Origin of the sequence: Arthrobacter sp. B3I9, from assembly GCF_030816935.1 — a bacterium.
Taxonomy (GTDB): Bacteria; Actinomycetota; Actinomycetes; order Actinomycetales; family Micrococcaceae; genus Arthrobacter.
Window position 1 is genome coordinate 358,771 of record NZ_JAUSYO010000001.1, and the last position, 24,702, is coordinate 383,472.

29 protein-coding genes are annotated in these 24,702 nt (G+C 67.4%); 15 read left to right on the forward strand and 14 right to left on the reverse strand.

All coding sequences use genetic code 11. The features are described 5' to 3' along the window. The first annotated feature begins 7 nt into the window (after positions 1-7). A complete protein-coding gene (rplI, locus tag QFZ65_RS01795) occupies positions 8-460 on the forward strand; it encodes a 50S ribosomal protein L9 (RefSeq protein ID WP_306907808.1) in 453 nt (150 codons plus the stop codon). A 141-nt stretch (positions 461-601) separates the two neighbouring features. Here rplI and QFZ65_RS01800 read toward each other — a convergent pair whose 3' ends face one another. Next, positions 602-1,036: a DUF1801 domain-containing protein gene (locus QFZ65_RS01800; protein ID WP_306907810.1), complete on the reverse strand. Its 435-nt coding sequence runs from the start codon at positions 1,034-1,036 to the stop codon at positions 602-604. Between the two features lie 224 nt (positions 1,037-1,260). On the opposite strand from QFZ65_RS01800, the gene QFZ65_RS01805 reads away from it, so the two are divergent. Continuing rightward, on the forward strand, positions 1,261-1,887 hold the full coding sequence (locus QFZ65_RS01805) for an FMN reductase (protein ID WP_306907812.1): 627 nt from the start codon (positions 1,261-1,263) through the stop codon (positions 1,885-1,887). A gap of 60 nt (positions 1,888-1,947) precedes the next feature. Continuing rightward, a complete protein-coding gene (locus tag QFZ65_RS01810; RefSeq protein WP_306907814.1) occupies positions 1,948-2,277 on the forward strand; it encodes a zf-TFIIB domain-containing protein in 330 nt (109 codons plus the stop codon). 76 nt (positions 2,278-2,353) lie between these two features. Here QFZ65_RS01810 and QFZ65_RS01815 read toward each other — a convergent pair whose 3' ends face one another. Beyond that, positions 2,354-2,926 (reverse strand): hypothetical protein, encoded by a 573-nt coding sequence (locus QFZ65_RS01815; protein ID WP_306907816.1) that lies wholly within the window; start codon positions 2,924-2,926, stop codon positions 2,354-2,356. Positions 2,927-2,929: 3 nt separating this feature from the next. Continuing rightward, positions 2,930-3,334, reverse strand: coding sequence for a hypothetical protein (locus tag QFZ65_RS01820; RefSeq protein ID WP_306907818.1), 405 nt, complete (start codon positions 3,332-3,334; stop codon positions 2,930-2,932). Between the two features lie 656 nt (positions 3,335-3,990). Between QFZ65_RS01820 and dnaB the strand changes: the two genes are divergently transcribed. Next, positions 3,991-5,373, forward strand: a complete 1,383-nt coding sequence (gene dnaB, locus QFZ65_RS01825; protein ID WP_306907820.1) for a replicative DNA helicase — start codon at positions 3,991-3,993, stop codon at positions 5,371-5,373. A gap of 3 nt (positions 5,374-5,376) precedes the next feature. On the opposite strand, the gene QFZ65_RS01830 is transcribed toward dnaB, so the two are convergent. Then, the gene (locus tag QFZ65_RS01830; RefSeq protein WP_306907822.1) at positions 5,377-6,399 is read right to left on the reverse strand and encodes an acyl-CoA thioesterase; all 1,023 of its coding nucleotides are present in this window, start codon (positions 6,397-6,399) and stop codon (positions 5,377-5,379) included. Between the two features lie 179 nt (positions 6,400-6,578). Next, on the reverse strand, positions 6,579-7,013 hold the full coding sequence (locus tag QFZ65_RS01835; protein WP_306907824.1) for a DoxX family protein: 435 nt from the start codon (positions 7,011-7,013) through the stop codon (positions 6,579-6,581). Between the two features lie 185 nt (positions 7,014-7,198). Between QFZ65_RS01835 and QFZ65_RS01840 the strand changes: the two genes are divergently transcribed. From QFZ65_RS01840 to QFZ65_RS01850, 3 genes are all read left to right on the forward strand, one after another. Beyond that, positions 7,199-8,524 (forward strand): MATE family efflux transporter, encoded by a 1,326-nt coding sequence (locus QFZ65_RS01840; protein ID WP_306912473.1) that lies wholly within the window; start codon positions 7,199-7,201, stop codon positions 8,522-8,524. 43 nt (positions 8,525-8,567) lie between these two features. Further along, a complete protein-coding gene (locus QFZ65_RS01845) occupies positions 8,568-9,161 on the forward strand; it encodes a hypothetical protein (RefSeq protein ID WP_306907826.1) in 594 nt (197 codons plus the stop codon). A gap of 124 nt (positions 9,162-9,285) precedes the next feature. Further along, positions 9,286-9,654 carry a hypothetical protein gene (locus tag QFZ65_RS01850; RefSeq protein WP_306907828.1) on the forward strand — a complete coding sequence of 123 codons (369 nt, stop codon included), beginning with the start codon at positions 9,286-9,288 and terminating at the stop codon, positions 9,652-9,654. Positions 9,655-9,742: 88 nt separating this feature from the next. On the opposite strand, the gene QFZ65_RS01855 is transcribed toward QFZ65_RS01850, so the two are convergent. After that, positions 9,743-10,285 (reverse strand): CGNR zinc finger domain-containing protein, encoded by a 543-nt coding sequence (locus QFZ65_RS01855; RefSeq protein ID WP_306907830.1) that lies wholly within the window; start codon positions 10,283-10,285, stop codon positions 9,743-9,745. 198 nt (positions 10,286-10,483) lie between these two features. On the opposite strand from QFZ65_RS01855, the gene QFZ65_RS01860 reads away from it, so the two are divergent. Beyond that, the gene (locus tag QFZ65_RS01860; RefSeq protein WP_306912474.1) at positions 10,484-11,482 is read left to right on the forward strand and encodes a DMT family transporter; all 999 of its coding nucleotides are present in this window, start codon (positions 10,484-10,486) and stop codon (positions 11,480-11,482) included. 9 nt (positions 11,483-11,491) lie between these two features. Then, positions 11,492-11,764: a DUF2277 domain-containing protein gene (locus QFZ65_RS01865; protein WP_306907833.1), complete on the forward strand. Its 273-nt coding sequence runs from the start codon at positions 11,492-11,494 to the stop codon at positions 11,762-11,764. A 42-nt stretch (positions 11,765-11,806) separates the two neighbouring features. Here QFZ65_RS01865 and QFZ65_RS01870 read toward each other — a convergent pair whose 3' ends face one another. The 4 genes from QFZ65_RS01870 to QFZ65_RS01885 all read right to left on the reverse strand — a co-directional run bounded on the left by QFZ65_RS01870 (position 11,807) and on the right by QFZ65_RS01885 (position 15,652). Then, positions 11,807-14,143 (reverse strand): cation-translocating P-type ATPase, encoded by a 2,337-nt coding sequence (locus QFZ65_RS01870; protein ID WP_306907835.1) that lies wholly within the window; start codon positions 14,141-14,143, stop codon positions 11,807-11,809. Between the two features lie 62 nt (positions 14,144-14,205). Next, on the reverse strand, positions 14,206-14,436 hold the full coding sequence (locus QFZ65_RS01875; protein ID WP_306907837.1) for a heavy-metal-associated domain-containing protein: 231 nt from the start codon (positions 14,434-14,436) through the stop codon (positions 14,206-14,208). A 78-nt stretch (positions 14,437-14,514) separates the two neighbouring features. Continuing rightward, entirely contained in the window at positions 14,515-14,859 is a 345-nt protein-coding gene (locus QFZ65_RS01880) for a metal-sensitive transcriptional regulator (RefSeq protein WP_306907839.1), read from the reverse strand. 262 nt (positions 14,860-15,121) lie between these two features. Continuing rightward, positions 15,122-15,652 (reverse strand): universal stress protein, encoded by a 531-nt coding sequence (locus QFZ65_RS01885; protein WP_306907841.1) that lies wholly within the window; start codon positions 15,650-15,652, stop codon positions 15,122-15,124. 198 nt (positions 15,653-15,850) lie between these two features. Between QFZ65_RS01885 and QFZ65_RS01890 the strand changes: the two genes are divergently transcribed. From QFZ65_RS01890 to QFZ65_RS01905, 4 genes are all read left to right on the forward strand, one after another. Then, on the forward strand, positions 15,851-16,153 hold the full coding sequence (locus QFZ65_RS01890; RefSeq protein ID WP_306907843.1) for a DUF4193 domain-containing protein: 303 nt from the start codon (positions 15,851-15,853) through the stop codon (positions 16,151-16,153). A gap of 129 nt (positions 16,154-16,282) precedes the next feature. After that, positions 16,283-16,483, forward strand: a complete 201-nt coding sequence (locus QFZ65_RS01895; protein ID WP_306912475.1) for a hypothetical protein — start codon at positions 16,283-16,285, stop codon at positions 16,481-16,483. A gap of 71 nt (positions 16,484-16,554) precedes the next feature. Beyond that, positions 16,555-17,700, forward strand: a complete 1,146-nt coding sequence (locus tag QFZ65_RS01900; RefSeq protein WP_306907845.1) for a sialidase family protein — start codon at positions 16,555-16,557, stop codon at positions 17,698-17,700. Beyond that, positions 17,693-17,980 carry a MoaD/ThiS family protein gene (locus QFZ65_RS01905; protein WP_306907847.1) on the forward strand — a complete coding sequence of 96 codons (288 nt, stop codon included), beginning with the start codon at positions 17,693-17,695 and terminating at the stop codon, positions 17,978-17,980. The genes QFZ65_RS01900 and QFZ65_RS01905 overlap by 8 nt, the downstream gene beginning before the upstream one ends. A 5-nt stretch (positions 17,981-17,985) precedes the next feature. Here QFZ65_RS01905 and QFZ65_RS01910 read toward each other — a convergent pair whose 3' ends face one another. The 3 genes from QFZ65_RS01910 to QFZ65_RS01920 all read right to left on the reverse strand — a co-directional run bounded on the left by QFZ65_RS01910 (position 17,986) and on the right by QFZ65_RS01920 (position 21,043). After that, positions 17,986-18,222 carry a hypothetical protein gene (locus QFZ65_RS01910; protein WP_306907849.1) on the reverse strand — a complete coding sequence of 79 codons (237 nt, stop codon included), beginning with the start codon at positions 18,220-18,222 and terminating at the stop codon, positions 17,986-17,988. 131 nt (positions 18,223-18,353) lie between these two features. Beyond that, on the reverse strand, positions 18,354-20,048 hold the full coding sequence (locus tag QFZ65_RS01915) for an alpha-amylase family protein (RefSeq protein ID WP_306907851.1): 1,695 nt from the start codon (positions 20,046-20,048) through the stop codon (positions 18,354-18,356). Then, positions 20,045-21,043 carry a TIGR03885 family FMN-dependent LLM class oxidoreductase gene (locus QFZ65_RS01920; RefSeq protein ID WP_306907853.1) on the reverse strand — a complete coding sequence of 333 codons (999 nt, stop codon included), beginning with the start codon at positions 21,041-21,043 and terminating at the stop codon, positions 20,045-20,047. The genes QFZ65_RS01915 and QFZ65_RS01920 overlap by 4 nt, the downstream gene beginning before the upstream one ends. A 92-nt stretch (positions 21,044-21,135) precedes the next feature. Between QFZ65_RS01920 and QFZ65_RS01925 the strand changes: the two genes are divergently transcribed. Then, positions 21,136-22,236 carry an ATP-dependent DNA ligase gene (locus tag QFZ65_RS01925; protein ID WP_306907855.1) on the forward strand — a complete coding sequence of 367 codons (1,101 nt, stop codon included), beginning with the start codon at positions 21,136-21,138 and terminating at the stop codon, positions 22,234-22,236. A gap of 86 nt (positions 22,237-22,322) precedes the next feature. Here QFZ65_RS01925 and QFZ65_RS01930 read toward each other — a convergent pair whose 3' ends face one another. Next, a complete protein-coding gene (locus QFZ65_RS01930; RefSeq protein WP_306907856.1) occupies positions 22,323-23,639 on the reverse strand; it encodes an MFS transporter in 1,317 nt (438 codons plus the stop codon). Positions 23,640-23,860: 221 nt separating this feature from the next. On the opposite strand from QFZ65_RS01930, the gene QFZ65_RS01935 reads away from it, so the two are divergent. Beyond that, positions 23,861-24,700, forward strand: a complete 840-nt coding sequence (locus QFZ65_RS01935) for an IclR family transcriptional regulator (protein WP_373427554.1) — start codon at positions 23,861-23,863, stop codon at positions 24,698-24,700. Positions 24,701-24,702 lie beyond the last annotated feature (2 nt).

Below are 24,702 nucleotides of genomic sequence, written 5' to 3' on the forward strand. Positions count from 1 at the left end.
AACTAACATGGCAAAGCTCATTCTGACCCACGAAGTAACCGGTCTCGGTGCTGCTGGCGATGTTGTCGAGGTCAAGGACGGTTACGCACGTAACTTCCTGCTGCCCCGCGGCTTCGCTCTGACCTGGTCCAAGGGTGGCGAGAAGCAGGTTGAGTCCATCAAGACTGCCCGCGTTGCCCGCGAGCACGCTTCCCTGGAAGATGCTCAGAAGCAGGCAGCTGCACTCTCCTCCAAGCCGGTCAAGCTCGTCGTCAAGGCTGGCGAGACCGGACGCCTGTTCGGCACCGTCAAGCAGGCCGACGTGGCCGACGCCGTTGAGGCCGCTGGCCTTGGCAGCATCGACAAGCGCAAGGTTGAACTGCCGGCACACATCAAGTCGGTCGGTTCCTACCAGGCCAACGTCCGGCTGCACGCCGACGTTGCCGCTGTGATCGAACTCGACGTAGTCGCAGGCAAGTAGCCCTCACCGGCTAGCAGCCTGGTCTGCTGGAAGGCCCCCGCAGTCGGTTCCCCCGAGGAACCCGGCTCGGGGGCCTTCTGTCGTTAAATCCGGCACCACGCGTCCCCCCGGCGGCGGGCCCGGCGCTGCGGTCCCTGCTGCCTAGGCCTGATGCAGCGCCGTGGTCACATGCCGGTAGCCGAGCCGGACGAGCTCCGCCAGCACAGCCTCGTCGACGTCGTCGAGTTTGTTGACATAGAGGCAGCCCGCCCCTGTCTTGTGCTTGCCCAGCCGGCCCAGCAGTGCGGCGGACTCCTGGCCGTAGGTCAGGCCGTACAGGGAAAGGCTTCCCTTCCGGGGCGAGAAACCCACGGCCGCGGCATCGCCCTCGCGGCCGGTGGCGTACTTGTAGTGGTACCGGCCGAAGCCCACAATCGTGGGACCCCACATCTGTGCCGGTTCGCCGGTGATGCCGGACATCAGGTCGAGCAGCCGGTAGGCGTCGGCCCGACGGACCGGATGTTCGACGGCGGCCAGGAACGCCCCCACGGACGCCTCGGTCGGCTGGGTCTTGTTCTGGTCCTTGTGTGCCGCCATGGGTGCAGTCTGACAGAGTGCGGGCACCTTATCAGGCGCGCGCGGTTGCCCGCGGCCCTGTGTCCCGGTTGCCCTATCGGTTGTGGCTGCCATTCCGCGGCCAAAGCGCCCAAAGTGACAGGGCAACGGGGAGCGGGAATAAACGGTGCAGGCCGCCGCTTCTAGAGATAGATGCAAACGCATGCAAACGGCCCGACCGGCCGTATGACACCCAAGGAGCACCCGTGGAAACCCGCCGAATCACCGTTCTCTCCGCCGGACTCGGCGTCCCGTCGTCGAGCCGCCTCCTGGCGGACCAGCTGGCAGCCTCGGCCGAACGGCAACTGGCGGCAGCGGGATACGCCGTCACCGTTGACGTCGTCGAACTCCGGGATCTCGCCGTGGACATCGCCCACAATTTCGTGACCGGCTACGCGGCGCCCCGCCTGGCCGAAGTGATCGCCGGCATCGACGCCGCCGACGGCATCATAGCCGTCAGCCCCGTCTTCAGCGCCTCCTACAGCGGCCTGTTCAAGTCCTTCATCGACGTGCTGGATCCCAAGTCGCTGGAAGGCAAGGCCGTCCTGCTGGGCGCCACCGCCGGCACGGACCGGCATCAGATGGTCCTGGACTTCGCAATGCGGCCGCTGTTCACCTATCTGCGCACCAGGGTCGCCGCCACTGCCGTCTTTGCCGGCCCGCAGGACTGGGGAAACAACGACGGCGGCGGGTCACCCCTCTCGGCACGGATCGACGCCGCGGCGGGCGAGTTTGCCGCCCTGTTGCAGGGCACCCAGCCGCAGCAGAAGCCGGCGCCCCTGGAGTCGGTGCCCTTCGAGCAGCTGCTCGCCGGCATCTCCGGCGGCCGGTAGCCCCGGCCGTCCGGCGCGACTCGTCCGAACCATTCCGGCCGCCCGCTCGTTGTCCGGGACATGAAGTGTCCTGTGGATTCAATAGACCTGATCATGAGCGAACGAAGCGGCGTCGAAATCGACTACTGTCCGCAATGCCGGGGGGTGTGGCTGGACCGCGGCGAGCTCGACAAGATCATTGACCGTGCGGCGGACGTGGGCGGGGCTGCGGCCCCGGTGGCCCCGCCGCAGGGGCACCTTCCGCCCCCGCTGTACAACGTCGCGCCGCCCCGGGACGACCGCCGCTATGACGAGCGCCGGGACCGTCCCCGTTATGACCAGCCGAGGTACGACGACCGCCGGCGGCCCAAGAAGAAGGAAAGCTGGCTCGGGGAGATCTTCGACTTCTAGCCGGCGATCCTGCACAGTGCCCGTCCGCCGGCGGAACCCGCGAAACGTTCCCCGGCGGCCGGCCGGGGCCGGCGAGTCAGTCGTCCAGCAGGGCGATGAACTCCAACGCCTGCTTCATGGAGATATCCGAGTGGCGGGTCAGCGCTGTGGCCGCCGCCTCCGTGTCGCCGCTCCTGGCAAGAGTGCGGATCCGGCCGTAGATCTCATCGTTGAGCATGTTGCTGCTGACCTCGCGCGTGACGTCACCCTTGCTGGCGATGGCACGGTAGCGGTACGGGAAGCGCTGCGGCGTGTCGTCCTCGTCGTCGGCAGGGGCCGGCTCGGAAGCAGGCGGCCGGAACGGCTGCGGGTGGGCCGCCAGAGCCCCAACGGCGTCGCGGGAGGCACGCAGGCCCTCGCCCGTGGACTCAAAGTACAGTTTGATGGCTGCCATGGCCTGTCCCTGCGCGATGAGGGCGTAGAGGCGCCGGTGCTGTTCCTGGTCCAGCCTGGCGGCGGCCGTTCGCGCCAGCTCGACGGGATCCCGGGGGGACTCTGGCTCTGAACCCGGCTGGACCTTGGCCGCGCGCCGGCCGATCGCCTTGGCCGCCAGCAGCACGCCGGCTCCGACGAGTGCCAGGATCAGGACGGGGATGATCAGGGATTCCATGTACTACAGCCGATCTACGTAACTCTTGGCGGTCAAGAGATCTGAGTGCGTCGCCTGGCGCAACAGCTTAATGGCCTGGACCTTCTTGCCGCTCCGGACCAACGATTGCAGCTGCCCGGTTAGCTGGGGATTCAGTTGCCCGCCCGGCAGCGCCGGACTCTGATGGCCATGCTGAAACTGTTGTTGCTCGTTCTGGCTTGGACGTGTGACGGCGTCCACCCGGGCCCGCGCCGCCGTGGCCGCCTGGACCTGTGCCGCGTAGTGCGCCTGGGAGCGGGCCGCCAGCTCAAGCTGATAGCGCTCCGCGTCCGACATGCCGAAATCGCGGGGTCTGAGGGCCGTGGCGAAGGCCCACAGGACCGCCGCCAGGATGAGGGCGGGGAGGATGACCAGCAATACTTCGCCCATGCTTAGAGCATAAGCCAGATTGCGGTTGTTCACAGCAGGTTTCGGCGGCGCCCGTACACGGAGCAGGGCGCTTCGTCAATTCCGGCGCGGGCGTGACTGACGTCACGAAATGCCCGTTTTTGGGCCCTTGTGTGCCTTCCCTTCGGACTGTGTATCCCCAGCGGCCGCCGCGGGCTGTGGATGAAAATAATCGGAAAAAGTTTTGTGTCCACAAGGTGAAGGCTACGTTTTCGCAGGTCAGGGCCCTATTGGGAGGCTAACTAATATTCTATCCACAGGACTTCCCACAGGCTGTGCACAAGCATGATGCGGAAGTGCACAGGTTATCCACAGCGCCGCGGCCCGTGCGGGTTGGTGCGGGCTCGGTGGGGGGATAGCGTAGCTGGAGACCGGGCGCCGGACGCGGACGGCCGGGAACTTGGACCCAGCTTCTTTGGCTCTCCGGTGTCCCTGAAGGGGTGCCCGGCACCGGTTTTCGGTGACGGCGACAGCACTGTCGGAGCCCCCTGATAGGACTGGGCTTGTCGGATACGCCGGGCCGGACGCCTCGGCTGGGCGCTTGGTCACCAAGGCGGCCACCACGTCATTCACCAGGCAGTTGGCTTATGAGGCCGGCGATGATCATCCGTCGCGGCACACGATAGAGGACGGCAGTTTTGTCAGTAACGCATCTGGATACACTCGAGGGCACGCGCGCATCCGAGGGCAGCCGCAGGCCGCCGCAGGACATCCCTGCGGAACAATCGGTGCTGGGCGGCATGATGCTGTCCAAGGACGCCATTGCCGACGTCGTCGAGATCCTGCGTGGCCAGGACTTTTACCGGCCGGCCCATGAGACGGTGTACGAGGCCATCATCGATCTTTACGGCCGCGGTGAACCTGCCGACGCTGTCACGGTCTCGGACGAACTGACAAAGCGCGGCGAAATCAACCGGATCGGCGGCCCGGCGTACCTGCACGAGCTGATCCAGACCGTCCCCACCGCCGCCAATGCGGGGTACTACGCCGAAATCGTCGCAGAGCGCGCGGTCCTGCGCCGCCTGGTGAATGCCGGAACCAAGATCGTGCAGCTCGGTTACGGGCAGGACGGTGAAGTGGAGGACCTGGTTAACCAGGCCCAGGCCGAGGTGTACGCCGTGGCCGAGCGCCGTACGGCGGAAGACTACGTCGTCCTCAAGGACGTCATGGAGTCCACCGTCGACGAGATCGAGGCCTCCGGCCACCGCGGGGAGGGAATGACGGGTGTTCCGACCGGCTTCTATGAGCTCGACGAACTGACCCACGGCCTGCATCCGGGCCAGATGATTGTCATCGCCGCGCGTCCGGCCGTCGGCAAGTCCACCTTCGCCCTGGACTTCGCGCGTTCGGCCGCAATCAAGAACAACCTCGCCACCGTCATGTTCTCACTGGAAATGGGCCGCAACGAGATCGCCATGCGCCTGCTGTCCGCCGAGGCGACCATCGGCCTCCAGGACCTCCGCAAGGGCACCATCAAGGATGAGCAGTGGTCCAAGATCGCGACCACTATGGGCCGGATGAATGACGCCCCGCTGTTCATTGACGACAGCCCCAACATGTCGCTGATGGAAATTCGTGCAAAGTGCCGCCGCCTCAAGCAGCAGCACGACCTCAAACTCGTGATCCTGGACTACCTGCAGCTGATGAGCTCCGGCAAGAAGGTGGAATCACGCCAGCAGGAAGTGTCCGAGTTTTCGCGTGCGCTGAAACTGCTCGCCAAGGAGCTACAGGTTCCCGTGATCGCCCTGTCGCAGCTGAACCGTGGCTCCGAGCAGCGCCAGGACAAACGGCCAATGGTCTCCGACCTGCGCGAGTCCGGCTCCATCGAGCAGGACGCCGACATGGTCATCCTGCTGCACCGCGAGGATGTCTATGACAAGGAATCCCCGCGTGCCGGCGAAGCGGACATCCTCATCGCCAAGCACCGTAACGGCCCGACCAAGGACATAGTGGTGGCGTTCCAGGGCCACTACTCACGCTTTGCCAACATGGCCGCCGACGCGGGCGGCGGCGGCTTCTAACGTTCAGCTGGCGCCGCCCCGGCGTCCGGGTGGGCCTGCCGCGGGAAGCTGCTGCGGGTCGCCGGGCGGGAGCAGGTGGTTGGGCAGCCGGTTTCCGGGGGCCCGTCCGCGGATCTCAAGCAGCTCACGGGCGTGGGCGTGCAGACGCTTGTCTTCCTCGGACACGGGAATCCACTGCGGGATGGGGACTGACGTGCCGGTCTCGTCGCGGGCAACCATCACGGTCAGGCAGTACGTCGTGAGCGCCAGCTCGCGTCCCTTCGGGTCTCCGGAGCGGACGTGGACGGCGACGTGCATGCCCTTGGTCCCCGTGTAGACCAGCCTCGCCTCAACCTCCACCACGTGCCCGATCAGCAGCGGCCGGTAGAAGCGGACGCCGCCGGAAAATACCGCCACCGTGTCCAGCCCGCAGTAACGGGAGGCGCACACGTAGGCAGCCTCGTCGATCCACTTCATCACGATCCCGCCGTGCACCTTGCCGCCCCAGTTCACGTCTGTGGGGGCAGCCATGAACCGCAGGACCACCCGTTCAGCCGTGCCGGCATCCGTATATTCCTGGTCTTTCATGGCCTGGACGATGTCCTCGCGGACCTTGATCCGGGCGATGGCGTCCTCCCGCTCCTCGATTTCCGCGGGAGATCCCGGTGCAAACTGCGGCACGGGAATCGGTTTGCCGTCTTCACCGACGGCAACGAAGATGACGATGCATTGGCTGCGCATGGTGGCCGGGCCGCCTTTGGGGTCGCCCGAGGAGACAACGGTCCGGATGTGCATCGAGGACCGTCCCGTGTAGACGATCGTGGCTTCGACCTCAACCATGTCGCCGCTGTTGACCGGGTCCGCAAAGTGGATGTTCCCGACGTAGGCCGTCACGCAGTAGGACTTCGACCAGCCGACGGCGGCGGCGTAGGCTGCCTTGTCCACCCACTCCAGCACGGTGCCAGCGTCAACCGAACCGCTGTGGCCGACGTCGGTGGGGGCGGCAAGGAAGCGGAGGGTCACGGAGTTGGCGGCGGTCTGACTCATGCTGGAAGTTTACTGAGGCTCCGCCGAACCGGCCCTGGCAAGCGACACAATCGCGACCGGGACCGCCACAAGCCGGTACCCGGAGGACGACGACGGGCGGCCACCAATGGTGGCCGCCCGCTGTGCCGGCTCATGGCCGGGGGTGGAGCCTGCTGCGTGCAGACAGAGAGGTGCGGGGCCTAAACCAGGGCGCCCAGCTTCGAGCCGTGCCGGCCGAACAGCACCTTGTCCGCGGAGACCTTGCCCGCGCCGACCAGGGCTACGGCCGCGGCTGCGGCGGCCAGCAGCAGCACCAGTTCGAAGCCACCGCTTGCGGCGAAGACACCCGCCGGGGCGTGGACCAGGACCAGGGCGCCCAGCATGTCGAGAGCGAGGAGCGCCGCGAATACGCGGGTGAGCACTCCGAGGATCAGCGCAAGGCCGCCCACCAGTTCCAGGGTGGCGACCACGGGGGCGGCCACTTCCGCGGCCGGAACACCCATCTTCACAAACGAGGCCTGGGTGCCCGCGATGGTGAATTCGTTGAACTTCTGCCAGCCGTGGGCGGCGAAGAGAAAACCGGTGACGAGGCGCAGGATGGTGCGGGCGGAGGTGGTCAGGACGGACTGGTTCATGGTTTCTACCGTTTCGTAAAGGGGAGCTCCGCGACTTCGGGCCTGCGGCAGCGGTTGCGTTCAGAATTAAGTCTCCACCGTGATTAGTTGAAATGTCAACTAATTATTTCGCGCTTTGCCTTCGGGAGCCCCCGCCTCACGGTTAGGGTTGTTCCGTGCATGCGACTCCCCCGCCCTCCGCCACCATGCCGGCCCCGGGCAGCCGGCGACGGGACATTCTTCGCCTTGCCGTCCCGGCCTTCGGTGCCCTGATCGCCGAACCGCTGTTCCTGCTCGCCGATTCGGCGATCATCGGCCACCTCGGCGTGGCCCAGCTCGCCGGCGTCGGCCTGGCCTCCGCGGTGCTGCATACGGTGGTGGGCCTGATGGTCTTCCTGGCCTACTCCACGACGCCGGCGGTGGCCCGGGCGGTTGGCAACGGACAGCTGTCCCAGGCCCTCGCCGCCGGCCGCGACGGCGTCTGGCTCGCCCTGCTGCTGGGAATCATTCTGTCGGTGGCAGGTTTCATTGCCGCCGACCCTCTCCTGGGGCTCATGGGAGCGCAGGGCGAGGTGCGGGTCTTCGCCGTGGACTACCTCCGCTGGGCCATGCCCGGCCTCGTCGCGATGCTGCTGATCTTCGCGGGCACCGGTGTGCTGCGGGGCCTGCAGGACACCCGCACCCCGCTCGTCGTCGCTGCCGGCGGTTTCACGCTGAACATCCTGCTCAATCTCGCCCTGGTCTACGGGCTGCACTGGTCCGTCACGGGTTCCGCCGTCGGCACCAGCATTGCGCAGTGGGCCATGGCCCTCGTCTATGTGGTGATAGTCCGGCGCAACGCCAGCAGCCACGGGGTGTCCCTGCTGCCGGACTGGCGCGGCATCAGGTCAATGACTCGGGTCGGCTCGTGGCTGATGCTGCGTACGCTCAGCCTGCGGATTGCCATCCTCGCCACGGTCCTGGTGGTCACCGCGCAGGGCCCGGTGAATCTCGCTGCGCACCAGCTCGCGATGACCGTCTTCACCTTCCTGGCGTTCGCGCTGGACGCCCTCGCCATTGCGGCGCAGGCCCTGATCGGCAAGGAGCTCGGCGCGGGCCATCCGGCGGCGGTCAGGGAACTAACCGGCACCATGATCCGGTGGGGTCTCGGCTTCGGGGTGCTCACCGGCGTAGTGCTGGCTCTCGTCGCTCCGTGGGCCGGCCTCCTGTTCACCTCGGATGCGGGGGTCCGTTCAGCACTCACGCTCGCGCTGTGGGTGCTCGCGGCGGGCCAGCCTATCGCCGGATATGTGTTCGTCCTGGACGGGGTGCTCATCGGGGCGGGGGATGCGAAATACCTGGCCGTCGCGGGCGTCGTCAACCTTGTCCTCTACGTTCCGCTGTTGCTGGCCGTGTGGATGTCCGGGGCCGATGGCGGTGCAGGGCTGCTCTGGCTGTGGGCGGCGTTCTCGCTGGGCTACATGCTGGCCCGCGCCCTGACTCTGGGACTGCGCGCGCGTACGGACCGGTGGATGGTGCTCGGCGTGCGCTGAACCGCAGCACGCCGGCCCGGCCGCGTCCCACTAAACTGGACGGGTGACTCTCCCCGCAAACCCTGATGCGCCCACCGCCCTGAATGCCGCAGCGGACCTCTGGAAGCCCGTCCTGGTCCGGGCCGCCGTCGCGCTGGGCTTCGGTGCGCTCACCGTATTCTGGGCTTCCCCCACCGAAGCCGGGATGGGCTGGGCGGCCGGGCTCTACCTGCTCGGCACCGGAGCGGTGTTGATCTGGGGCGTCAACAAGGCGGGCTTCCGGAGCGGTACCGGAGCCGGCAAAATCCTGGCCGCCGCGGGCTCGCTGCTCGCCGGCACCGGCGCCGCCGTCGGGCTGCTCGGGAGCAGCCTCGTCTTCGGCGTCCTCGGGGCGCTCGGCCTGGGACTGGCCGCTGTTGCGGAACTGTACCTCGGCACCACCAACCGCGGCCGCAGCGTTTTGGCGCGGGACTGGACCGCCTCCGGCGTGATCGGGATCGGCACGGCGGCCGCGCTGCCCTTCTTCATCGGCCTGGGGCCGCACGCGCTCCTCGGTGTTGCGGGCGGGGGCGCCATCATTGGCGGGGTCCTGTGGCTGCTTGCGGGATTGACCCTGCGGCATGATGCGCGGCGGGATTCCGCAAAGGACGTAAACTAGTAAGGACAGGTTCTACCCGGCGTAGAAAAACGCCATAGAAAAAAACCCGGTAGATCAGATGGCGGTAAACAACCGCAGCACCACAACCGCCACGCCCCCGGCGTCGGCTCCAGGAGGAAGTACCTTGGCTCAGCAGAAACCCGGAGAACCGCGAAGCCTGCGGACCTCGGTCAAGGGACCCCTCATGTTCTCCGCGTTCTGGGCAGTGCTCGCCTTCGTCGCCGTCCTCATCTTCGCCTCCGGCGGCAGCGCCAAGGCCCCCCGGTTCGACCTCGCCTTCACCGGTGCCGGCATCGCGTTCATCGTCACCCTGGTCATGGCAGCCATGTTCTCCATGAGCTACAAAGGCAACGACGAGCACCTGGGCAAGGGCTCGGGCATAAACCTGAGCTCCCGGAAGCCCGCTTCCGGTCCCGGCGGATACCCGCCACGTCCTGGGTCGGAAGCCCCGGGGACGAACCCCGACGGCACTGCCGGAGACGATTTTCGCTAGCCGGCCGGTAGCCGCGGTGGCCCCGTCGTGGCGGGGTTGACGACGCCGGTTCACGCCGCCTGCGGGCTCACGATGCCGCCTTGCGCGCTTACGAGGCCGCCCTACGCGCCCGGTAGGCCGCAACGTGCGCCCGGTTCGCGCAGTTTCCGGTGTCACAGTAGCGTTTGGAGCGGTTGCGGCTGAGATCCAGCACCACCGCGTCGCAGTCATCCGCCGCGCAGACCAGCAGCCGGTCCATCTCCTTGCTGCGGATCACATCGACGAGGGCCATGGCCGCCTCAGTGCTCATCCGGTCGGCCAGCGGAGCCTCGGGTGTGGTGGCGTGCAGGTGCCAGTCCCACTGGTCGTGCTTGACCAGCTGGGGGAGCGCCCGGGCCTCCCGCAGGAGCCGGTTCAGGGTGTCCACGGCCGCAGACTCGCCGGCAAGCCAGAGTCCCGCCAGCTCACTCCGGAGGCGGTGCACGCTGGCGAGTTCGGCCGCATCCCGGGTCCGCGAGCCCGTGAAGCCCTCCGCCGCCAGGAAGCGGTCCAGGTCCGCCGTCGTCGCAAGCTCCTCGTCGCCGTTTGCGGCGGTGTTGATGAGATGGACCACGGAACGCAAGGCAACTTCCGTGTCAGGGGCAAAAACCATGTTGACTCCTTACGTGGCGGTGGCGTACGGTCATGACCATAACCCCATTTTACTCCTGACAGGAGACAGTCCGTGTCTGCAGCACACCGCCCCGCCGACGCACCGCCCCGGAACCCGGCCGACGCGCGGGGCACCGACGCGTGGGGCACCGACCCGCGGACAACCGCAAAGCGCGCGCCTCGAACCGGCAGGACCCGCGTGGCCCGCGTGGCCTCCGGATTCGTGGCATCCGGACTGGGAGTGGCGGTGTTTTCCTCCGCCGTGTTCGGGCTATCCGGATCGTTCGCGAAGGCACTGCTGGAAACCGGCTGGACGCCGGGTGCGGCGGTCACGGCGCGCCTCACGGGGGCCGCGCTGATCCTGGCCGTTCCCGCCGTCGTTGCCCTGCGCGGCCGCTGGCACCAGCTGCGCGATAACTGGATCACCGTGCTCCTCTTCGGGCTCATCGGCGTCGCTGCCTGCCAGCTTTTCTACTTCAACGCAGTGGAGCGGCTCTCCGTAGGCGTCGCCCTGCTGCTCGAGTACCTCGCCCCGGTGATGATTGTGCTTTGGCTCTGGGCCGCGGGCCGGAAACGTCCGGGCCCCTTGACCATCGCCGGCGCCGTCCTGTCCCTGGGCGGCCTGGTCCTGGTTTTGGACCTCACGGGGGCCGTCAGGATCGATCCCGTGGGTGTCCTGTGGGGGATCGCGGCCGCCGTCTGCCTCGTGATCTACTTCTTCATCACCGCCAAGGAGAACGACACCCTCCCGCCGATCGTGCTCGCCTCCGGCGGGCTGATGGTGGGCGCGTTGGTCATGTGGCTTGCGGCCGCGACCGGCCTGCTGCCGATGGCGTTCAGCACCGCCGATACCCACCTGGGCCCGTGGACCACCCCCTGGTGGGTGGCGCTGGGCGGGCTCGTGGTGCTCGCAACGGTCCTGGCATACGTCTCCGGCATAGTGGCCGCCCGGTCCCTCGGCTCCAAGGTGGCGTCCTTCGTCTCGCTCACCGAAGTGCTGTTCGCGGTGCTCTGGGCATGGCTGTTGCTCGGTGAACTGCCCGGGCCCGTACAGCTCCTGGGCGGCGTCCTGATTGTCGGCGGCGTGGTCCTCGTCCGGCTGGACGAGCTTCGCGGCGCAGCGGCAGGGACCTTCCTGCCGCCGGCGACGCCGTCGGAGGCGGTCGCAACCCTCGATCCCGAGCGGTCCGGCGCCTAGCATAGGGATATGTGCCGCAATATCCATACCCTGCATAACTTCGAACCCCGCGCCACGGCAGCCGAAGTGGAGGCCGCCGCACTGCAATACGTGCGCAAGATCAGCGGCAGCACCAAGCCGTCCAAAGCCAACGAGGAAGCCTTCAACCGGGCCGTCCACGAGATCGCGCACGCCACCGAGCACCTGCTCGAATCGCTGGTGACGCACGCTCCGGCCAAGGACAGGGACGCGGAGGCGGCCAAAGCGCGGGCCCGGGCCGAAATCCGCTACGGCACCGCCTGAAGTCCGGCGCGGCCTCCGCGGGAGCCGTGGCGGGGGAACCGGCTACTTCCCGAAGCCGCGGAGCCGCAGCGAGTTCGCCACCACCAGGACGGAGCTCGCTGCCATCGCTGCGCCGGCGATCATGGGGTTGAGCAGCCCCAGAGCGGCCACCGGAATGCCGACGGCGTTGTAGAAGAACGCCCAGAAGAGGTTGGCCTTGATGGTCCTCAGCGTCCGGCGGGACAGCTCGATGGCCATGGCCACCTGCCCAAGATCATTGCCCATGACCGTCAGGTCCGCCGCCTCGATGGCGACGTCCGTGCCGGAGCCCATCGCGATGCCCAGGTCGGCCTGAGCCAGCGCCGCAGCATCGTTCACTCCGTCTCCGGCCATGGCCACGGTGGCGCCTCCTGCCTGGAGGCTCCGCACCGCCTCCACCTTGCCGGCCGGCAGGACCCCCGCAAATACGTCACCCGGGCTGATTCCGACGGCAGCCGCAACCTGGGCCGCCACCGCCTCGTTGTCTCCGGTGAGCAGGATCGGCCGGAGGCCCAGCCGACGGAGCCGGTCGACAGCAGCCGCGGAGCCGGGCTTGAGCGTGTCACGCAGGCTGATGATACCGGCCAGCTCGCCGTCCACGGCCAGCCAGACGGCGGTGGCCCCGGTCTCCTCCGCGCGGCGCAGCAGACCCTGGCGGGCGGACGGAAACTCCACCCCGTTTTCCTGCAGCCAGCCGGTGCGGCCGGCGGTGACGCTCCGCCCGGAGACGGTTCCCTGAACGCCGCCGCCGGGGGCCGAATGGAAGCCGACGACGGCGGGCAGCCGGGCCGCGTCGTTGCGTTGCCGCTCTGCCGCGAGGGCTGCTGCGGCGATGGCCCGGGCAATGGGGTGCTCGGACGCGGCCTCCACGGCCCCGGCCAGGCGCAGGACTTCGTCGTCGCTGAACGGGCTGAACGCCTGCGTGCCGTCGACGGCGAGGCGGCCGGTGGTGACGGTTCCGGTCTTGTCCAGGACGATGGTGTCCACCGTCCGGGTGTCCTCCAGGACCCGGGGCCCCTTGATGAGGATCCCCAACTGGGCCCCGCGGCCGGTTCCGGCGAGGAGCCCGACCGGCGTCGCGAGGCCCAGCGCGCAGGGGCAGGCGATTACCAGCACGGCCACGGCTGCCGTGAAGGCGGCACGGAGTCCGGCATCGGTGACAGAGGGTCCGGCAGCGAGGAGCCACGCGGCAAATGTGATGGCGGCGATGGCCAGGACCACGGGGACGAATACCGCGCTGATCCGGTCCGCGAGGCGCGCGATCGGAGCCTTTCCGGTCTGCGCCTGGGAAACCAGCCGGCCCATCTGGGCAAGAGTGGTCTCTGATCCTACGCGGGTGGCGCGGACCAGGAGCCTTCCGGAGGTGTTGATCGTGGCACCCGTGACCGCGCTGCCCGGCCTGACTTCCACCGGAACTGACTCGCCGGTCACCAGGGAGGCGTCCACCGCTGAGGAGCCATCGAGGACCACGCCGTCAGTGGCGATCTTCTCGCCGGGGCGGACCACAATCACGTCGCCCACGGCCAGCCGGTCGGCCGGTACCTGGTATTCGCTCCCGCCGCGCAGGACGGTGGCATCCTTGGCGCCAAGATCCAGCAGGGCACGCAGGGCGTCGCCGGCTTTTTGCTTGGCATTGGCCTCCAGATAGCGGCCTAGCAGCAGGAAGGTGGTGACGACGGAGGCCACCTCGAAGTACAGCCCGCCCGGATCCGGCTCCGCGCCGCCCATTGCCTGGGGTCGTCCGGTCAGCCCCGGATCAGCGACGAGCTGCCAGGCTGAGAACAGATAGGCTGCGGTCACACCGAGGGACACGAGGGTGTCCATCGTGGACGCGAAATGCCGGGCGTTAACTGCGGCCGCCCGGTGGAAAGGCCACGCCGCCCAGCTCACGACCGGCAGGGCGAGGGCGCCGGCCACCCACCCCCAGTTGGCGAACTGGAACGCCGGGACCATGGAGACCAACAGCACCAGGACCGTAAGTGCGGCGGCCACGATGAGTCGCGGGCGCAGCGTCACCGCGGTTCCACCGTGGGCAAGATGGTCCTCCGCGGAACGGGAACTGGCCGGCTCCCCGGTGCCGGCGCTCAGTTCGGCCGGCCCGGGCGCAGTGGTTCTGGTGCCCGGACGGATCGTGGCCTTGTAGCCTGCTGCCGCCACCGTGGCGGTGATCTGCTCGTCCGTGATGTCCATGGGGACCTTCACGTGCGCCGACTCAAGGGGAAGGTTGACCGACGCCTCGACGCCGCTAAGCTTTCCCAGCTTGCGTTCGACGCGGTTGACGCAGGAGGCGCAGGTCATGCCCTCGATGTCGAGGTCGATCATGCGGCTTCCCGGCTGGTCCAGCAGGTGTTCGGTACTCACGGCTTCTTCCTTGTTCGCACAGCGGTGGTGCGGCTTGCCGCCGATTTGCGGCTGCCCCGGTCTCAGGCTTCGTTGGCCACCATCAGATAGCCTGCTTCGGCGATCGCCTCGCCGATCTCGGCGGCGGACAATGCTTCGGTGGAGGTGATGGTGACTGTCGAAACGCCGCCGGCGTTCAGGTCCACGTCGACCTGCTCGACGCCGGCAAGCGCCTCCAGCTCTTCGCTGACCGAGGACACGCAGTGGCCGCAGGTCATGCCGGAAACGTTGACGGTGGTGGAAACGGTGCTCATGGCTTGCTCCTTGGTGGGGGACGGTGTCGGGGAAAGCAGGGTAGCGGCAATCCGATGGTGTGCTGGGAGGGGCGGCCGCTACCGCAGCAGGCGGCCGATGGCATCGGTGGCCTCTTTGACCTTGGCGTCGATGGCGCCGGCGCGGAGCTCCGGGTCGGGTTCTGAGGCCGCCCCGACAACACAGTGGCCGATGTGTTCCTCCACCAGCCCCAGGCTGACCGCGTGCAATGCCTTCGTGACCGCGGCGACCTGCGTGAGGATGTCGATGCAGTACTTGTCCTCGTCGACCATGCGGGCGATGCCGCGGACCTGACCTTCAATCCGCTTCAGCCGGCGTAGGTAGGCCTCCTTGCTGGGGCTGTAGCCGGGCAGTCCGTGCGCAGCGTCAGCAGGAGTCATCGTTTGGAGTTCAGACTCGTTCATGCCGCAAACCTATACCCCACGGGGGTATCCGTCAAGTACCCCCTAGGGGTATCCATAGGCTCCAACCCGAACAGTCAGGGCACAAAAAGGCTCCGGAGCGCGTTATTGGGGGATACGCACTCCGGAGCAGCTTTTGGGGTAGTCCCTTCATCGGGCTACGAAAATAAGCTTACTTGGTGATCTCCGGGGAAGGCCAGCGCCTCGAATAACTACTTTCGCTTTACTTTTTGGACGGGCAGAAAGCCGCGGATTTCCGCCACGGTCAGGCACTGCCGGCGGGACCGGAAGTACGTGGCAGGCGCGCCGGGCCGAGCTCGGGGGCGGGGACGATCAGGACCGGGCAGTTCTGGTGGTGGCTGAGCCACGCCGCCACGGATCCGTTGAGGGCCTCGGAAATCCGGTGCCCGAGACCGCGCTCGGGCGTGCCGACGATGATCATGCCCGCGCCTGCTTCGGCGGCGAGCCTGCCGAGCGCCCGGGCAGGGTCACCGGCCAGAGTCCGCAGAGTCCACGCAACCCCCAGGCCGTCACAGGCCGCCCCGGCCACGGAACGCAGCTCCTGGGTCACGGCCCGGATTTCGGCATCGTCCGCGTCGGGGTGCAGGGACAGCCGGTGCGCCAGCCGCGCCGGATCCCACTCCACCAGATAGCTGGCCTCGTCAACGTAGGCGCAGATTAGCGGCGCGGACAGACCGTCGGCCAGTGTTGCGGCCGCCCGCAGCACTTCCGGGTACTGCCCCGGCACGACGCCGACCACGAGGGGTGCCATACCGGTGGGGCCGTCGTCGGACATACTCAATTGTTGCCCGCCCGGCGGGGCCTGAACAGGGGCCAGCCCGGCGGATGCAGCTCACGGCTTTTCGTTCAGACCCGCTGGCGGGTACACTTCGACGTTGGCGGCGACGACTTCTCCATCGGCCCGGGAATACCATACCCATCGTGTATGTTGCACTCCCGTCAGACAAGAACGACAGAAAAGAGAACCACCTAAGTGGCAACCGATTACGACGAAGTACGCTCCGACGTCAAGGAGTCCCAGGACAGTTCCCTGGAAGCGCTGCAGTCGGCGAATGCACCCGACGCCCGCAGCGTGGTCCGGGAACTGGATGAATCCGACGCGCTGGATGACACGATGGTCCCGGGCGGCGAGTTTGTTGCCGAGGAACTCATTGTGCAGGTCATCCCGCAGGCCGAGGACGAGTTCACTTGCTATTCCTGTTTCCTGGTCCGGCACCGGTCCCAGATCGCCCGCGAAAAGAACGGCCACAAATACTGCGTCGAATGTGAGGGCTAGAGTTCCTTCGCAAGAATGCGGCGGTGAGGCCGGGAGCCTGCGGGCCCGGGTGGCCGCCGCCAGCGGGTGGCCCTTGAAGACCTCCGGTGCGCGGCCTAACGTTTAAGAACGTAAGGGAGGGTGACCACCGTGGAAATCTTCATGTGGTGGCTGGATCTGGATCTGGCAAGCAAGGAGTGGCTGCGGGAGAACCTCCGCGCCGACGAGATCCCGCTGCCCGTGCTGCAGGGGATCGCCGAAGCCGGCGGTCCCCGACGGGAGGACGTCCCGCAGGTGCTCGCAGACGCGGACTGGGACTTTATCGAGATCCAGTCCGAATTCGTCGACTGAGCCCCTCCTGCGGGCAAAACCAGCGGGCTGAAACCGTTGCGGCCCCCCGGCCGGGGTGGTTGCATGGGGGCATGGCTACCGCAGACAGTTATGTCCTGGCGATCGGCACCAAAAAAGGGCTCTGGCTGGCCAGCAGTCCCGACCGCACGGCCTGGTCCCTGTCGGGCCCGCATTTCCTGATGAGCGAGGTCCCTAGCATCGCGATCGACACGCGCCAGGGCGGGACGCGCGTCCTGGCCGGTGTCCGGTCCGAGCACTGGGGACCGACGGTTTTCCACTCCGATGACCTCGGGGCGAGCTGGAACGAGCCCGAGCAGGGTGCCATCCGCTTTCCCGAAGGTACGGAGGCGGCCCTCGAACGCGTCTGGCAGATCCACCCCGACGCCGAGTCCCGCCCCGGAGTGGTCTGGGCCGGCTGCGAACCCATTTCCGTCTGGAAGTCCACGGACGGCGGCGAACACTTCGAACTGAACCGGGGGCTCTGGGACCACCCGCACCGCAGCCAATGGGGTGCCGGCTATGGTGGCGCCGCAGCGCACTCGATCGTGGTGGACCCCACCGGGGAAAAGGTCCACATTGCCATGAGCACCGGCGGGGTTTACCGCTCGCTCGACGGCGGTACCTCCTGGGAGCCCAGGAACAAGGGGATATCCGCGTACTTCATGCCGGATCCGAATCCGGAATTCGGCCAGTGCGTCCACAAGATCGCAGCCGATGCGTCAGTGGAGGGCCGCCTTTACGCGCAGAACCACCACGGCGTGTACCGCACCGACGATGACGCCGAACACTGGGAATCGATTGCGGAAGGGCTTCCGGCCGATTTCGGGTTTGTCATGCTCACCCACCCACGCCGGGCCGGCACGGCGTGGGTGATCCCGCTGAAGGCCGACGGGGAAAGGATCCCGCCGGAAGGCAGGCTGGCCGTCCACCGGACCAGTGATGCGGGTGCCAGCTGGACCCGGCTCGAGGCGGGGCTTCCGCAGGCCGAGTTCAACTCCGTGCTTCGCGACGCAGCGTGCGTTGATGCGGCGGAGCCGGCCGGCGTGTACTTCGGAACCCGCGGCGGCAGCGTGTACGCCAGTGCGGATGAGGGCGAAACCTTTGCGGAGGTGGCCTCGCACCTCCCGGACGTGCTGTGCGTGCGGGCTGCTGCGGTGTCCCCGGCAGGAGCCGCCGTGCCGGACGTCGCCCTGACCGCGCAGGTCCCCCATGGATGAGATCAGCGTCCTGCTCCCCAGTGTGCTTCAGCCGCTGGCCGGCGGGCAGTCCGTCCTGACTGCGCCCGCCGACGCGGCGGTTACGGTAGCGGGAGTGCTGGACACGGTGACCGGGGGCTATCCGGCCCTTTCAAGGCGGCTGCGCGATGAAACCGGGAAAGTCCGCCGCTACGTGAATATATACGTCAACGGGAATGAGATCCGCCGGTTGCAGGGTCTGGCCACCGAGGTCTCACCCGGCCAGGAACTGCTGATCATGCAGTCGGTCGCAGGAGGCTAGCGGCCTCAAGCGATCCGCCAAAGGCTGCACTCGTCCGTATTGACGGCTTTGCGGGTGCCCGACGCCCGGTCCAGAATCCAGACGACGCCGATTCCCGGGGCGGTCTCCTGGACACTGCCGCGGCGGACCACGACGTCGTCGTAGTTCGGGCCGACACGCAGGCGGGCTTCTATTTCGTCGCCGCGATGCAGCTGGTCCACGGCGCGGATACGGGTCACATGGGCGTTGGCTTCCTTTAACATGGCGGGGCCTCCCGGACTGGAGCTGGTGCCTGCTGTTGCCGGCCCCTCAAGTCTCCTGCGCCAATGTTGCCGCCGGATTTCCGCACGGTAAGCGGTGGGTAAGGATTGGGCGGCCGGGCCGTTACCGACCCTCACGGAATGTGGCGGTCCCCGGGGTGCCGGATCCGGAACCAGCGGTAACCGTAACGGTCCAGCTCCAGCTCAAAGCCGCCGTCGTCCGCCACCGGGACATCGTGTCCACCCAGCAGGTCACGCAGCACGGCACCGGAAAAGCCCGGTTGCGGATTTCCGGGCGAGGTGGCGTTGGCGGCCACCGATGCCGGTTCCGCTCCAAAGTTGTGCGCGAGGACGACCGTTGATCCGGCCCAGTTGCACCGATGCAGCAGGACTTTGTCTGCCCGGTGCGGAATCAGCTCAAACTCACCCCAGCCGAGTTCGGGACTTTCACGGTAGCGCTGGATAAGCGTGGCAATGAAGTTCCAGAGTGACTCCGGATCCCGCTTTGCGGCGGCCGCGTTGATGTTCTTTGGCCCGAAGTATCCGTCCACCACGGGAGCCACCAGATCCTTGGCCGGTGCCGTGGAGAAGCCGCCGTTCTCGGCGTCGTCCCATTGCATCGGGGAGCGGACGGCCGAACGGCCCTTCGCGCGCAGGTCCTCGCCCATACCGATCTCCTCGCCGTAGAACAGCACCGGCGTGCCGGGCAGCGAGAACATCAGCGAATAGACCATCCGGATGCGCGCCGGGTCTCCCTTGAGCATGGTGGGCAGCCGGCGCCGCAGGCCCCGGCCGTACATCTGCATGTCTTCGTCCGGCCCGAAGGCGGCGAAGACCTCTTCGCGCTCCGCGTCACTGAGCTTGTCCAGCGTCAGTTCGTCATGGTTCCGGACGAACATCGCCCACTGGTTGTCCGGATATATGTCCGGGCGGTTGGAGAGGCTCTTGGCCAGCGGCCGCGCATCCTCGCGCGCCAGCGAGAGGTACATGTTCTGCATGGAGAGAAAATCGAACTGCATGTTCAGCTCGTTTCCCCGGTCCCCGCCGAAGTACTCCAGCTGCTCCTCGTACGGAAGGTTGACCTCGCCGAGCAGGACCGCGCTGCCGTAGCGCCGGTTCAGGAAGCTGCGCAGGGCACGCAGGTACTCGTGCGGGTCGGTCCTTGCGGCCGCGTCCGCCGGTTCGCCGCGCAGCTCCAGAAAAAACGGGACGGCATCCAGGCGGAAACCGTCCAGGCCCAGCTGAAGCCAGAATCCCATGGACTTGGCAATCTCGTCCCGCACCTTGGGATTCATCACGTTCAGGTCCGGCTGGTGCTTGGCGAACATGTGCAGGTACCACTCGCCGCTGCCCTCGTCCCGGGTCCAGAGGGAGTTCTCCTCGCCGGGGAACACAACTTCGGTGGAGGTGTCGGGGGGAGTGTCCTTGCGCCAGACGTAGTAATCCCGGAAGGGGTTGTCCACCGACTTCCGGGCCTCGATAAACCAGGGGTGCTTGTCCGAGGTGTGGTTGATGACAAAGTCGGCTATCACCCGGATGCCGCGGTCCTTCGCCGTCCGGATGAATTCCACCACGTCCCCGAGGGTGCCGAGGCGGGGATCGACGCCGTACAGGTCGGTGACGTCGTAGCCGTCATCGCGGTCCGGAGAGGGGTAGAACGGCATGAGCCAGATGCAGGTGACCCCCAGCGCGGCCAGGTAATCGACACGCTGGATCAGTCCGCCGAAGTCCCCGGTGCCGTCGCCGTCGTCGTCGAAAAAGGTTTCCGGGTCCAGGCAGTAGATCACCGCGTTCTTCCACCACAGGTCCGAGGTCTGCGCGATTCTCACAGCAGCAACTCGCGTGCCTCCGCGGGGCTGCTGCCGGCTGCCCGGAGCTGGGGGAGCACGCGCTCCGCGAAGGCGTCGATAAAGGGCTCCTGCTCCTGGCCCACGAAATGCAGGTAGAGCTCGTCGAAGCCCAGGTCGAGGTAGCCTGCAAGCCACTCGGCGTGCTGCCCGGTGTCGGCGGAGATGTTGACCGTGGACCGGACCTGCTTTTCGCCGACCTCGGCGCTCACCTGGTCGAAGTGCGCCGCGGTGGGGAGGTCCCATGGAATCGGCGGGTCGAAGACGTTGCTGCGCCATTGGTCCAGGGCTATCGCGACGGCATCCTCCTCCGCCGGCGCCCAGGACAGGTGCACCTGCAGGGCGGCCGTGCCCCGGCCGCCGGCATCGCGGTAGGCGGCGAGCATGTCCTTGAGCTTCGCGGCCGGCTGGTTCACGGTGACAAGCCCGTCCGCCCAGGCGGCCGAGCGGCGGGCCGTTTCCACGCTCACGGCCGGCGCGATCAGCGGCGGCTTGATTGCCGGGACGTCCCAGAGCCGGGCCTGCTGGACTTTTACCAGGCCGTCGCGGCTGACCTCCTGGCCGTCATGCAGTTCGCGGATGATCTGGACCGCCTCCTCCAGGCGCCGCTGCCGCGTCTCCTTGTCCGGCCAGGCCTCGCCGGTGACGTGCTCGTTCATGTACTCGCCGCTGCCGGCTGCCATCCAGAAGCGGCCCGGGAACATGTCCGCCAGCGTCGCCGAGGCGTGGGCGATGATGGCGGGATGGTAGCGCTGCCCGGGGGCCGTCACGACGCCGAAGCGCAGCTTTGTGGTGGCCAGCGCGGCGCCGAGCCAGGACCAGGCGAAGCCGGAGTGGCCCTGCCGGGCCGACCAGGGCTCGATGTGGTCCGAGCACATCGCGGCGTCGAAGCCGGCCCGCTCCGCCAGCTGGACGTCCTTGAGGAGCTGCCCGGGGCTGATTTGTTCGTGCGACGCGTGGAATCCAAGGGTTGCCATCGTTAATGTCTACCGTCACGGGGTGCGCGTGTCGAGGAAAACGCCCTGCGGCGGGGTGGCGGCATCCGGAGAGCCGGGTAAGAATGGGCCCTATGCGACTGCCCCTGATGCCTCCGATCGCGCCGATGCTGGCGAAAGCCGTAACTTCCCTTCCGGGAGCTCCCGGAAAGGCCGGGGACCCCGGGCCCGGATGGAGCTATGAGCCCAAGTGGGACGGGTTCCGGTCCATCATTTTCCGTGACGGCGAGGACGTGGAGATCGGCAGCCGCAACGGCAAGCCGCTGACCCGGTACTTCCCCGAGCTGGTCGAGGCGCTGAAGGCGAACCTGCCCCCGCGCTGCGTGGTGGACGGTGAGATCATCCTGGTGGGGGCCTCCGGGGACCGGCTCGATTTCGATGCGCTCCAGCAGCGCATCCACCCGGCCGCCAGCAGGGTGCGGATGCTGGCCAAGGAGACTCCGGCAAGCTTTGTCGCGTTTGATCTGCTGGCGCTGGACGACGAGGACCTGACCGCGCGCCCCCTGGCCGAGCGCAGGTCTGCCCTCGAGCGGGCGCTGGTCGCCAGTGCGCCGCCCATCCACCTGACGGCCGTGACCCAGGACCGGGAGACCGCCGGCCAGTGGTTCACCCGGTTCGAAGGGGCCGGGCTGGACGGGATCGTGGCCAAGGCCCTGGACGGGACGTATCAGCCGGACAAACGCGTGATGTTCAAGGTCAAGCACGAGCGCACCGCTGACTGCGTCCTGGCAGGATACCGGGTCCACACGTCCGGCCCGGACCTCATCGGGTCCCTGCTCCTGGGCCTGTACGACGACGACGGCGTCCTCGCCAACGTCGGGGTGGTGGGGGCATTTCCGATGAAGCGGCGCAAGGAGCTTTTTGAGGAGCTCCAGCCGCTGGTGACGGATGCGGCTGACCACCCGTGGGCGCCGATCCAGCAGGAGGAGGGTACCCGGACGCCGCGCAACTCGGAAGGCAGCCGGTGGAGCGGGGGAAAGGATCTGTCCTTCACGCCCCTGCGTCCCGAACGCGTCGTGGAGGTGAAGTACGACCATATGGAAGGGGCCCGGTTCCGCCACACGACGCAGTTCGTCCGCTGGCGCGAGGACCGGGAACCCCTCTCGTGCACCTATGACCAGCTCGAGGAGCCGGTGTCCTACGACCTGTCCGACGTGCTGGCGACCGGCCGCTAAAGGGGCAGTCCAACGCTGACGGCGGCCCGCCCCCGGAAGGGGACGGACCGCCGTCGGGCTGGTCCTTTTGCTCCGGCCGCGGGGTCTTAGCGCAGGCCGAGTTCCTTGGTGGGCACCTTGAATGATTCCTTGGCCGTCAGGGCCGAAACGGCCGCGATGGCACAGATGATGGCGGTGAAGATGCTGATCTGGACCCAGCCTCCGGGCTTGATTCCGCCCATGGCCGCGACGATCGCCGGGGCGAAGCCGGCCATCAGGAAGCCGAGCTGGGTGCCGATGGCGAGTCCGGAGAACCGGACCTTCGTGCTGAACATCTCCGCGTAGAAGGACGGCCACACTGCGTTGGCGGCCGCGTAGCCGAAGGAGAAGTAGCCGATCGCGGCCAGGAACATCAGCGGAACGCTGTGGGACTCGAGGCTGAGCAGGAACACCGGCGTGAGGATGGCACTGGACAGCGCGCCGTAGATGAAGACCGGCTTGCGGCCGATCCGGTCGGCGAGCATGCCGAACAGCGGTTGGGTGCCCAGGGCGACGAGATTGGCGCCGACGACCAGCCAGAGGGTAGTGGTGCCGTCCACGTTGGCGACGGTCTTGGCGTAGCTGATGGCGAGGGTGCCGAACACGGTGGAGACCGCGGCGATGAAGGCGCAGGCGATCACGCGGAGGACATCGCGCCAATGGTGCTTCAGGAGATCCGCGACGGGGACCTTGGCGATCTGCGCGGTCTTCCGGGCTTCCTCGAAGGCCGGCGGCTCGTGCAGGGTACGGCGGATCAGGAACGCTACGACCACCACGACCGCGCTCATCCAGAAGGGGATCCGCCAGCCGATACCGTACTTAAGCTCGTCCGGCAGCGCCAGGACCGGGATGAAAACGAGGGCGGCGAGGATCTGGCCCCCCTGGGTGCCGGTCAGGGTCCAGGACGTGAAGAAGGAGCGGCGGTTGTCCGGGGCATGCTCGAGCGTCATCGAGGAGGCACCGGCCTGTTCACCTGCTGCGGACAGGCCCTGGCAGAGCCGGGCCAGCACCAGCAGGATGGGAGCCCACCAGCCGACCGTCTTGAAGTCGGGGAGGCAGCCGATGATGAAGGTGGAGGCCCCCATCAGCAGAAGCGTGAACATGAGGACCTTCCGGCGGCCCACCCGGTCCCCGAAGTGGCCGAGGATGACCGCGCCTACCGGCCGGGCGACGTAGGCGAAGCCGAATGTCGCGAAGGACATGATCGCGGCGTTGGTGTCCGCGTCCGGGAAGAAAACCTTGGGGAAGATCAGCGCCGCCGCGGAACCGAAGATGAAGAAGTCGTAGTACTCGACGGCGCTGCCCAGGAAGCTGGCTAGGGCCGCCTTCTTCGGCGTCCCGCCCGTGGCGGTACCCGGCGTCGTGGACGGGAGTGTCTGGCTCATGGTGTTCCTTTGTGTGACGACATTGTCGCGGATGGATCAGGAAGGTCCCAGCCGATGGCTCCAGTGTGCCGCAGCCGAAGGTTCGTGGAAAAGACCGGGATTCGTAGCCACATGGTGGGAGCTACTTGTGCGATGTAGCAATCATGACTGTGAGCGCAGTCACTTGTCAACAAAAATAATCACCATCTAGAAACAGCTCTCACGATGTGAGAGCATTAGGCATGAGTGTGAATCAAGACACAGCCGTCCCAGTAGCCCCCCCAACCTCTTCCGCCGCCGTCAAAGGTGCAAAGGCCGGGAAGGATGACGCCCGGACGGACATGGTGGGCAAGGCCCTCGGCCTGCTGGTCCTGCTCGGCGATGAGCCTCGCGGTGCGAGTGCGGCCGACCTCTCCCGCCGGGCGGAGCTGCCGTTCAGCACCACCTACCGGCTCCTGGGATCCCTGACCCGCGACGGGTTCGTGGACTATGAGCCGGACGGCCGCCGCTACCACCTCGGCCTGCGCGTTTTCCAGCTTGGCCAGCGCGTGTCCAACCACCATGGCTTCGCCGGCACGGCCCTGCCCATTCTGCGGCGCGTCACCGAAGAGACGGGGGAGGCCACCATCTTGTCGGTGCGCGACGGGGTGCACCACCTCACGGTCAACAAGGTCGACGGCCCGCAGACTTTCCGCGTCACGAGCGATCCGGGACATCTCGGGGCGCTGCACACGACGTCGGTAGGCAAGGCGCTGGTGGCCTTCGCCGACGACGCCAGCCGCACCGAGCTTCTGGAGAGTCTCGAGCTGGAACCGCTGACGCAGTTCTCCATCACGGACCGCGAGGCCTTCCGTGCCGAGATCGACCTCGTCCGCCGCCGCGGCTTCGCCACGATGGACGAGGAAAACGAGCTCGGCATGCGTGCCGTCGCCGTCCCGGTCTTCAATGCCCAGGGACAGGCCTTCGCCTCCCTGGCCACCGCCGTGCCGGTGTTCCGCATGAGCATGGATGCGCTCGAGGCCTTGGTGCCGCTGCTGCAGTCCGCTGCGGCGGAGCTCGCAGCGCGGCTTCCGCAGCAGTAGGT

Coding starts and splice junctions, on each gene's coding strand:
- rplI (WP_306907808.1), top strand. CDS start 8: ATGGCAAAGCTCATTCTGACCCACGAAGTAACCGGTCTCGGTGCTGCT.
- QFZ65_RS01800 (WP_306907810.1), bottom strand. CDS start 1,036: ATGGCGGCACACAAGGACCAGAACAAGACCCAGCCGACCGAGGCGTCC.
- QFZ65_RS01810 (WP_306907814.1), top strand. CDS start 1,948: ATGAAGTGTCCTGTGGATTCAATAGACCTGATCATGAGCGAACGAAGC.
- QFZ65_RS01815 (WP_306907816.1), bottom strand. CDS start 2,926: ATGGAATCCCTGATCATCCCCGTCCTGATCCTGGCACTCGTCGGAGCC.
- QFZ65_RS01820 (WP_306907818.1), bottom strand. CDS start 3,334: ATGGGCGAAGTATTGCTGGTCATCCTCCCCGCCCTCATCCTGGCGGCG.
- QFZ65_RS01830 (WP_306907822.1), bottom strand. CDS start 6,399: ATGAGTCAGACCGCCGCCAACTCCGTGACCCTCCGCTTCCTTGCCGCC.
- QFZ65_RS01835 (WP_306907824.1), bottom strand. CDS start 7,013: ATGAACCAGTCCGTCCTGACCACCTCCGCCCGCACCATCCTGCGCCTC.
- QFZ65_RS01840 (WP_306912473.1), top strand. CDS start 7,199: ATGCCGGCCCCGGGCAGCCGGCGACGGGACATTCTTCGCCTTGCCGTC.
- QFZ65_RS01855 (WP_306907830.1), bottom strand. CDS start 10,285: ATGGTTTTTGCCCCTGACACGGAAGTTGCCTTGCGTTCCGTGGTCCAT.
- QFZ65_RS01865 (WP_306907833.1), top strand. CDS start 11,492: ATGTGCCGCAATATCCATACCCTGCATAACTTCGAACCCCGCGCCACG.
- QFZ65_RS01875 (WP_306907837.1), bottom strand. CDS start 14,436: ATGAGCACCGTTTCCACCACCGTCAACGTTTCCGGCATGACCTGCGGC.
- QFZ65_RS01880 (WP_306907839.1), bottom strand. CDS start 14,859: ATGAACGAGTCTGAACTCCAAACGATGACTCCTGCTGACGCTGCGCAC.
- QFZ65_RS01885 (WP_306907841.1), bottom strand. CDS start 15,652: ATGTCCGACGACGGCCCCACCGGTATGGCACCCCTCGTGGTCGGCGTC.
- QFZ65_RS01900 (WP_306907845.1), top strand. CDS start 16,555: ATGGCTACCGCAGACAGTTATGTCCTGGCGATCGGCACCAAAAAAGGG.
- QFZ65_RS01905 (WP_306907847.1), top strand. CDS start 17,693: ATGGATGAGATCAGCGTCCTGCTCCCCAGTGTGCTTCAGCCGCTGGCC.
- QFZ65_RS01910 (WP_306907849.1), bottom strand. CDS start 18,222: ATGTTAAAGGAAGCCAACGCCCATGTGACCCGTATCCGCGCCGTGGAC.
- QFZ65_RS01920 (WP_306907853.1), bottom strand. CDS start 21,043: ATGGCAACCCTTGGATTCCACGCGTCGCACGAACAAATCAGCCCCGGG.
- QFZ65_RS01925 (WP_306907855.1), top strand. CDS start 21,136: ATGCGACTGCCCCTGATGCCTCCGATCGCGCCGATGCTGGCGAAAGCC.
- QFZ65_RS01930 (WP_306907856.1), bottom strand. CDS start 23,639: ATGAGCCAGACACTCCCGTCCACGACGCCGGGTACCGCCACGGGCGGG.
- QFZ65_RS01935 (WP_373427554.1), top strand. CDS start 23,861: ATGAGTGTGAATCAAGACACAGCCGTCCCAGTAGCCCCCCCAACCTCT.